The 7,928-nt window shown below is 47.2% G+C and carries 6 protein-coding genes; all 6 read right to left on the bottom strand.

Annotated elements, in window-relative coordinates; all coding sequences use genetic code 11:
• Positions 1-586 precede the first annotated feature (586 nt).
• Positions 587-1,471, bottom strand: coding sequence for an aldo/keto reductase (locus F0145_RS17905; RefSeq protein ID WP_150090442.1), 885 nt, complete (start codon positions 1,469-1,471; stop codon positions 587-589).
• A gap of 367 nt (positions 1,472-1,838) precedes the next feature.
• Positions 1,839-2,558, bottom strand: a complete 720-nt coding sequence (gene bshB1 / locus F0145_RS17900; RefSeq protein ID WP_150090440.1) for a bacillithiol biosynthesis deacetylase BshB1 — start codon at positions 2,556-2,558, stop codon at positions 1,839-1,841.
• A 46-nt stretch (positions 2,559-2,604) separates the two neighbouring features.
• Positions 2,605-3,879, bottom strand: coding sequence for a sulfite dehydrogenase (gene soxC / locus F0145_RS17895; RefSeq protein ID WP_150090438.1), 1,275 nt, complete (start codon positions 3,877-3,879; stop codon positions 2,605-2,607).
• A gap of 22 nt (positions 3,880-3,901) precedes the next feature.
• Complete coding sequence (locus F0145_RS17890; protein WP_150090436.1) at positions 3,902-4,564, bottom strand: c-type cytochrome; 663 nt, start codon at positions 4,562-4,564, stop codon at positions 3,902-3,904.
• A 53-nt stretch (positions 4,565-4,617) separates the two neighbouring features.
• A complete protein-coding gene (locus F0145_RS17885) occupies positions 4,618-6,090 on the bottom strand; it encodes a phytoene desaturase family protein (protein ID WP_150090434.1) in 1,473 nt (490 codons plus the stop codon).
• Positions 6,091-6,264: 174 nt separating this feature from the next.
• Positions 6,265-7,893, bottom strand: a complete 1,629-nt coding sequence (locus F0145_RS17880; RefSeq protein WP_150090432.1) for a hypothetical protein — start codon at positions 7,891-7,893, stop codon at positions 6,265-6,267.
• Positions 7,894-7,928 lie beyond the last annotated feature (35 nt).

Raw genomic sequence — 7,928 nt, 5'->3', positions numbered from 1 at the left:
GTCGCTCTATCCGAATATTGCTAAATATTGCATCTGCCATTTACCCCCAACAGCTCCCCGCTCCATTTTGTGTCCTAATCGTAGCCCTAATTTAGGGAAGGTGCCCGGAGGGCGGAAGGGTTAAGCTACTCCAGAAGAAAAAAGCCGCACCAGCAAATGTTAAACAGGCCGGAAAAGTACCATAGCATACCAGAGCATCCTGAATAGACAACAAAGAACCTTAACTTTAAAGTAACACCTGTTCTGCCTTCCTAGGGAATATTGATAATAGGAATTGGTATAAGCTATGCGGCAAAAGACCGATTCGCTTACTAGTAGCGGCAACTGTGTTAGCAGATAATAATTAACTGAAGAATAATTAACGTATCGGCAAAGACGCTGCTCGGGTTGTGCAGACGCATAAATTAAGATTAATTATTTAATTTATGCGTCTGCTGAAAATACCAACGTCCGGCTTTTTAGTTATGGTAAGTAGTAGTATTTTAAAAAATAAACCGTCGTTTCTTTAAAGTTTGGTCAGGCTTATAAAGAATTGATTAAAAGCGGAGAATATTTTCCCTTTCGGCTAGCTAAAAGTTTTAGCGTATTAATTATTTGCTTCCCATAATTCATACCAATCCTGGTTATCCAGATCAATATCAAAAGCATTAACGGCGTTGCGTAGGCGTTGGGCATCGCGGGTTCCTAGTAACGGCAGCGCTCCCAGTTTAATAATCCAGGCCACTGCTATGGTTTCCAGATCTACGTTATATTTAGCCGCAATATTTGTTAATTTATGGCGTAACCGGGTGGCTTGTTCGTCGGTTCCGGTGGCAATCCGACCATCGGCCAAAGGTCCGGAAGCAATGGGACGCATATAGCGTTGCTTAATATAATCTATCTGGCCGTTATCTAAAGCAGCCGTATTTAATAAATTTAATTCTATGTGGTTGGTTGCAATGGGTAGTTGCAATAAAGAGGCTAATAATTGGTGCTGAAAAACCGAAAAGTTGGCAATGCCAATATTTTTTATCTTACCCGAATCTTTTAACTGTTTCAAGGTCATGGCTGTTTCTTCTAAATTGGCAATCGGGTCTAAACAATTTAAAAGAAATACATCAATGTAATCGGTTTTAAGTTTACGCAGCGAATTATCGATGCTGTTTAGAATATGCTTGCGGGAAGTATCTACATGTTTAAGCCGCACCTCCGGCTGGCTGGCATGTGGTAAGCGTAAGCCGCATTTCGTAAAGAGCACAATATCTTCTCTTTTAAAAGATTTCTGGTTTAGTACCTGTCCAAATAATTCTTCGGCCTGGTAAGAACCATAAATATCTGCATGGTCGAAGGTGTTTATTCCTAGTTCCAGGCATAAATTAACAATGGTTTCCATGTTAGTGGCCGAATGAGTCGCTTCATCGTCCCAGCGGTGAAAGCTATAAATGGCCGGAGATACTTTCGGGCCCGCGTCGCTTAAGTAAACTTTTTGCATTTGCTTTAAGAATATATTTTAATAATTATTTACCGCAGTTGCATAGCACGGTCTTTATAAATTTAGTTAGAAAGAGTGCTACGAAAAAAGTTGGGCAATGTTAAGCAAAAGCCGGTTAGGAAAAAATTATTCAAGCTTACTGAAGGTATTTAGAAATTAAAAATAATAAAAAGCTAAGCTTGGTGGCTTATTCTTAGAGTTGGAAGAAAGGCACCAGCAAGTAGTCAGGCAGCCGCCTTAGGATTGGCGGTGATAACACCACCGATGGCCCCAGTAGCTGCGCGAAACAGAAATACTAAACAGCTTCTTTTAATTTTTTAGTGTGTTTAATAGGTTTAAGTAAAGCTTATTTAAATGCTGCAAAATATTACCGTAAGTGCTGTAAATTATCTACGCCCAGGAAGCGCTGGCAAGTAAATCCTTCGGCAAAAGGCGCATTAATATATTTGCCAAACTCCCGCGAGCGGCCTTCGTGAATCAGGAAAAAATCAGGCGAAGAAATATAGGTTACCGCCGGCTCCGTAGAATCGGGGTGGTAAAACTGACTTTTATAAGCCTGGATACAGGCTATTTTCTTTACCCAAAAATGCGTGATATCTACCAGAATATCGGGCTTTATATAGGTGTTTTGAATGTATTGTAAAACCAACTCCGGCCGCCAGGCTAACTGGGGTTCTTCGTCCAGTTCGGTTTTAATTTGCGGCAGCCCCGAAATAAAAGCCGCATTGGTTACTAACTCACAAGCCCGGCCGTGGTCCGGGTGGCGGTCGTGCGGCGCATTGGTTAATACAATGCGGGGCCGGTATTTTCGAATGGTTTTTATTATCTGCATGGTATGGCTTTCGTCGATGCTAAAAAAGCAGTCCCGCATCCCTAAATTTTCCCGTACCACCAGCCCCATTATGCGCTTGGCTTCCATAGCTTCCTGGGCCCGGATTTCGGCGGAGCCGCGTGTGCCCAATTCGCCCCGGGTTAGGTCTACAATGCCTACTTTATTTCCTAAAGCAACTTGTTTTAAGATGGTGCCGCCGCAACCTACTTCCGCGTCGTCGGGGTGCGCGGCAAAAACCAAAATATCTAATTGCATATTAATCATCCTCCATAAACCAAAGCTAATATTTAGGTAAGTGTTCTTACCGGTCGGGTTTATTTAAAACCTGACCATCTTGTTTTACCAGCCAGGTAGTGATAGGGTTTAGGTGGTACCCGCCCGTGCTCTCCCCCCGGGCCGCCAGCAACTGGCTCATGGTGGGCTGCCGGTAGCCGGTTTCATCCAGCGCCCGGCTCATAATTTCGGTTTCGTTGCCGTTCCACTGCCATAAATGCCGGAAGTAAGTGTGCGCTTTATCCAGAACGGGTTCTTGTAGCCGCGCTACCTGCCAGGTTTTTCCGGCATCGGTACTTACTTCTACTTTTGATATTTTGCCCCGGCCGCTCCAGGCAATGCCCCTTATTTCAATCCAGCCTTTTTCTAGCTGCACCGGGTACGCCGGGAAAGTAATAATAGACCGGGCATCCATGTCGAAGCTGAACTGCCGGATTTTACCGTCTTTAATTGGTTCGGTATATTTCGAAGTTTCTTCGCGGGTCATGAAAGGCGCATCTGATAACTCCAGGCGACGCAGCCACTTCACGCTCGTATTTCCTTCCCAACCGGGCAGAAACAAACGGGCCGGATAGCCTTGTTCCGGGCGAATGGCTTCGCCGTTTTGGGCATAAGCAATCATGGCATCGTGCCAGCCTTTAGCCACCGGGATGCTGCGGGTCATGACGGCGGCATCCGAACCTTCGGCCAGGAACCAGGTAGCCTTGGGTTTAACGCCTACTTCCCGAAACAATGTCGAGAGCATAACGCCCGTCCATTCGCTCTGGCTGGTTAAGCCGGCAATGCCCTGGGGGGTAATCTTTCCATCGGCTTTACTACGGTAATTACCGGAGCATTCGAGAAAGCAAATGCGGGAAAACGCCGGAAAGCGCTTTAAATCAGCTAAGGTAAATTTCATGGACTTTTCTACCAGCCCGTGAATGTATAATTCGTATGCCTCGGGGTTAATGGTAGGTACACCAGCGTGGTGCCTTTCGTAATGCAAATCGGCGGGCGTTAGGGTGCTGTACAAATCTTGCAGCGGGGTACGCGAAGAGGTGTCGGAGGGTAGGCGCACCGGTTTCTCGAACTGAGAACGCGAACCTAAGAGGCTCGGCAATGGTCCGGGTTTTTTAGTTGGATCATCATGAATAAAAGCTCCCTCCGGAATGGCTGCCTGCACGGTTTTGCCGATAGCCGTTTGCACCAGCACCACCGCGGCCGTGGCGGCTCCACCCAACAGTTTCCGCCGACTGAATGGTTGCTGGAAAGATATTTCAGCTTTATCCTTTATTGTATTATTTTTATCTACAGGCAGGTTCATGTGGTGTATTTTTAATAATTATTTAACGAACCTCCGGTCCGCCTTTTCGGTCGTCGGTTACAAAATATTGCCGGGCGGGCATTATTATTTGGGGTAATGTTTGAGCATTTATTTTAGCATCCGGTGCTATAATATTATTGGCGTGCAATAAGAAAGCGGTTAAGGCATACACTTCATCGTTGGTTAAAGAGCCCGGCGCGTTAAAAGGCATGGCCCGGCGGATATAATCGAACAAAGTGGTGGCGTAAGGCCAGTAATTGCCAATTGTTTTTTCCTTCGTTTTATAATTTTCAGTTCTCTCCGCTGCCGTTTCAACCAAGCGATTATTTGGCCCTTCCACGCCGGTTTTCCCGTGGCAAGCCGCGCATTTACTCGCGTAGATAGCCTTGCCCGCCGTTACTGTTCCCGAGCCAGCCGGTAAGCCTTGCCCATCAGGCCGTATATCAATATCCAAGGTTGCTAATTCCTGGGTTGTGGCCAGCTTGCCAAAACCAAAAGTTGGCGGCCAATGCGTAGTATCAGCAATTGTAGATGAATGAGATGAATATTTAGCTTCAACAGCAGAAGTTAACCCGGTAGCCTGGTTATGAATATTGGTTCGGGTACAGGCAGCAAATATTACGGCCAGTACTAATAGCCATTTGCTAATAGCAGTTATGGCGTACTGAAATATTGTTTGGCGCATCCTCTAAATGCTTTAAGCGATTATATATTTTTAACTAAAATTATTTAGAAATACTAACTAGCCAAGGCAACCTTGGGAACGCTCCGGAACGCCTCTCCCGAAATATTAAAAATATCTTTTAAAGCCCGCTGGGCCGCATGGTAGCCGCACATGCCGTGTACGCCGCCACCGGGCGGGGTGGAAGAAGAGCAAACGTATATGCCTTTGGCCGAGGTCCGGTAGGGAGAAAGCCGCAACGCCGGGCGGGTATATAATTGCGCAAGGTCTATGATGCCGCCGTTAATATCGCCGCCTATGTAGTTGGGGTTGTAAGCTTCCATTTGCGCCGTATTCATCACGTGCCTTGCTAAAATCCGCTCCCGGAAACCGGGCGCAAATCTTTCTACTTGTTGTTCGATGGCGGCGGTGCGGTCTTGTTGCGAGCCGTTGGGTACGTGGCAATACGCCCAGGCAGTATGCTTCCCGGCCGGCGCCCGCGTCGCATCAAAAAGGCTGGGTTGCGCCAGCAAAACAAAAGGTTTTTCGGGGTGTTGGCCTTTGGCACTTTGGGCTTCGGTTGTTACAATCTCCTCCAGTGTGTTCCCGAGGTGCAGGGTGCCCGCCTGCCGGGCTTCGGGCGCGGAAAAAGGAATGGGCGCATCTAATGCCCAATCAATTTTAAAAACGCCCATGCCGTAGCGGTAGCGTTCGAGTTGCCATTTGTAAATAGCCGAAAACCGGTAACCAGCTATTTCGAGTAATTGCCGGGGCGTTACATCCAGCAAAACCGCGTGCGACGAAGGCAACTGTTCTAAAGACTTTACATAATAATCCGTTTCAATTTTACCCCCGAGCGCCTGGAAGTAAGCCGCCAAGGCATTTGCCATTTGTTGGGAACCGCCTTTTGGGATGGGCCAGCCCCGTAAATGCCCCACCGCCATTAATACTAAACCAATGGCCGATGTAGCCATATTGGTTAAGGGCTGAATATTGTGCGCCGCCATCCCGGCCCAGAGTCCGCGCGCTTCGGTGGTTCGGAAACGCTTCGCCAGCAAGGTAGACGGCAACATGGCTTTCATTCCAAATGCAGCCATGGTTAAAGGGTGTTTCGGAATGGGTAAAGGCCCCAGAATATCAGCGGCTAAATTTGGCCATTCCCGAACCACGGGTTTCAGCAGACTTAAGTAGGTTTCTTGATCGTCGCCCAGTAAGCCGGCTGTTTTTTCTATGGATTTTTTTAATACCGCGGCGGTTCCGTTATCGAAGGGGTGAGCCGCTGCAGTATCGGGGTAAATAAATTCTAAGCCGTAGTCTTTTAGCGGCAACTGGCTTAGAAAAGGGGAGCCCGCTGCCATGGGATGAATGGCGGAGCATACATCGTGCACAAAGCCCGGTAGCGTCAGTTCCTGCGACCGCATGCCCCCACCAATGGTATTTTTACCTTCCACCAGCAATACCGAGAGCCCGGCTTGTTGCAACCGAATAGCCGCCGCTAAACCGTTTGGTCCGGAACCAACTACTATTGCATCAAAATCTTTCTTGGTCATCTTTAATTATTTACTGGTGTTAGGTGATATTTCCTTGTGTACAGTTTGTTAGTTGGTCTAAGGAACCCATCCCTGTCATTCAGGAGGAACCTATTTGGCAAGTAACCAAATAGGTTCCTCCTGAATGACTGAGTTGGATTACTTAAACCTATTGTATAACAGTGAATATTTTAATTAATACTGCCCGGCAACTAAGGTGCTTTCCGACAAGGTATATTCTCGGTCTACTTTATCCAGTACCACTAAAACCGAGTCTTTTCTTTCGTCGATGCCGCGTAAAATAATGCGGCTGGCAGTGGGGGTAGAATATTTTAAAACCATGCGGTTGCGTTTCACGGGGCGGTCAGGTTCGGCAAATTCCCGGTTGCGGCGGGTAGACCAGGCCCGTTTATCAATTTTGGTATTTTCATCGCCTATATTGGCCAAGGCTGCTGCTGGTATCCAGTTATCGGCGGGTGCTGGTTTTACCCGGCTTTTCTGGCTATTTGGGCTTTGGTTTCGGTCAGCGCGGTTGCCCCGGCCATTCTGGTTCCGGAAAGCCGACATATCGACTACTTTGTCCTGTAAATAAAGCACTTGGTTAAGGGTATCGGCATAATAATGAAACACCCGCTGGCCACCAGCAACCCCGGTAGCTTCAAAAGTGCGCTGCAAATCTTTCATGGGGCTGCCGCCACCGTTTGATAAATCGAGCAGGGTTGCTTTGTTTACTTTATAGGTTAGGCTGGTCCATTTTTCGAAAGTCACATCCTGCCACCGCGTGGAATCCAACGGATTATAAGGAATTACCTGATTATTTAACCGGAACTCGGTAACCTGGTAAGCACCTCTTAATTTAGCCACGCCCGGGGTAGAAGGCTGCTTGTAAGGATCGTAGCGGAAATTAATATATTGAGCATAAAACAGGATGCCCAGGAATATTACTAACGTAGCGGTTTTTAAAGCATAGCGGCTGTATTTTAACCAACCTTTGGCGAACGAAGGGTAATAATGAACCGGAATGGTTAAGCGTTCCTGAATAAGCAGGCGGTAAATTCTAGGCACATCGTACAGCATCAGGAAGGCAGCATATAAAACAAAATAGGAGCTGTAACCATGTACCCCGCCGTCGTAGGCAAAATTTACATAAACAATATCGCCTAAAGCGCCGAATAACAGCACAGCGCCAAGGAAGGTAGTGCGCCGGTAAAACAGCAAGGCACCGGCGGCCACTTCTACAATACCTGCAAAAACCTGGTACCAGGGTACAATACCAATCGATAACCAATAAATTTTTTGGGCGGTAAAATCACCGAAATTGGTGTGCAGCAAACCCAGAGAAGGATAAGGCATTTGCACCGGGAATAATTTAGTGAAGCCAAAACCGATAATACCAATCCCTGCCCGGTAACGAACAATTACCCGAAGCCAGTAATACAAAATATTATACTCCACTCTTTTGCGATCCAGCGCCGTCCAGATGCCGGCCCCAGCCAGGGCAATGGCTAAAGCGGCAAACCAATCGGCGTAGCCTAACAACGACGGAATGCCGGGTATACCCCGGACAAAGCTAGGCTGAAACCGGGCAATATCGTAAATATCGCGGTAGTGTACGTGCAGCCAATCGATGGAGAAAAGGTTGGTGTACCATTCCGGATTGTTGGGAATGGACATGAGCACGAAAAAGATAAAAGCTACCCGGAAGCTAAAACGGGTAAATGGATGCCAGGGCGTTGGTGCCGGACGATCAGCTGCCGGTTGTTCCAGCGCAGAAGTTACGGGTTCCCGTTCCATCGTTGCCTGATTCTGTTCTAGGGTATACATACAATTTCTTTTTTATAAGATTAGATAACTCAGAA

Source organism: Adhaeribacter rhizoryzae (genome assembly GCF_008629685.1).
GTDB classification, from domain to species: domain Bacteria; phylum Bacteroidota; class Bacteroidia; order Cytophagales; family Hymenobacteraceae; genus Adhaeribacter; species Adhaeribacter rhizoryzae.
The sequence above is the reverse complement of the archived record's forward strand: the minus strand, read 5'-3'. Positions and strand labels throughout refer to the sequence as shown.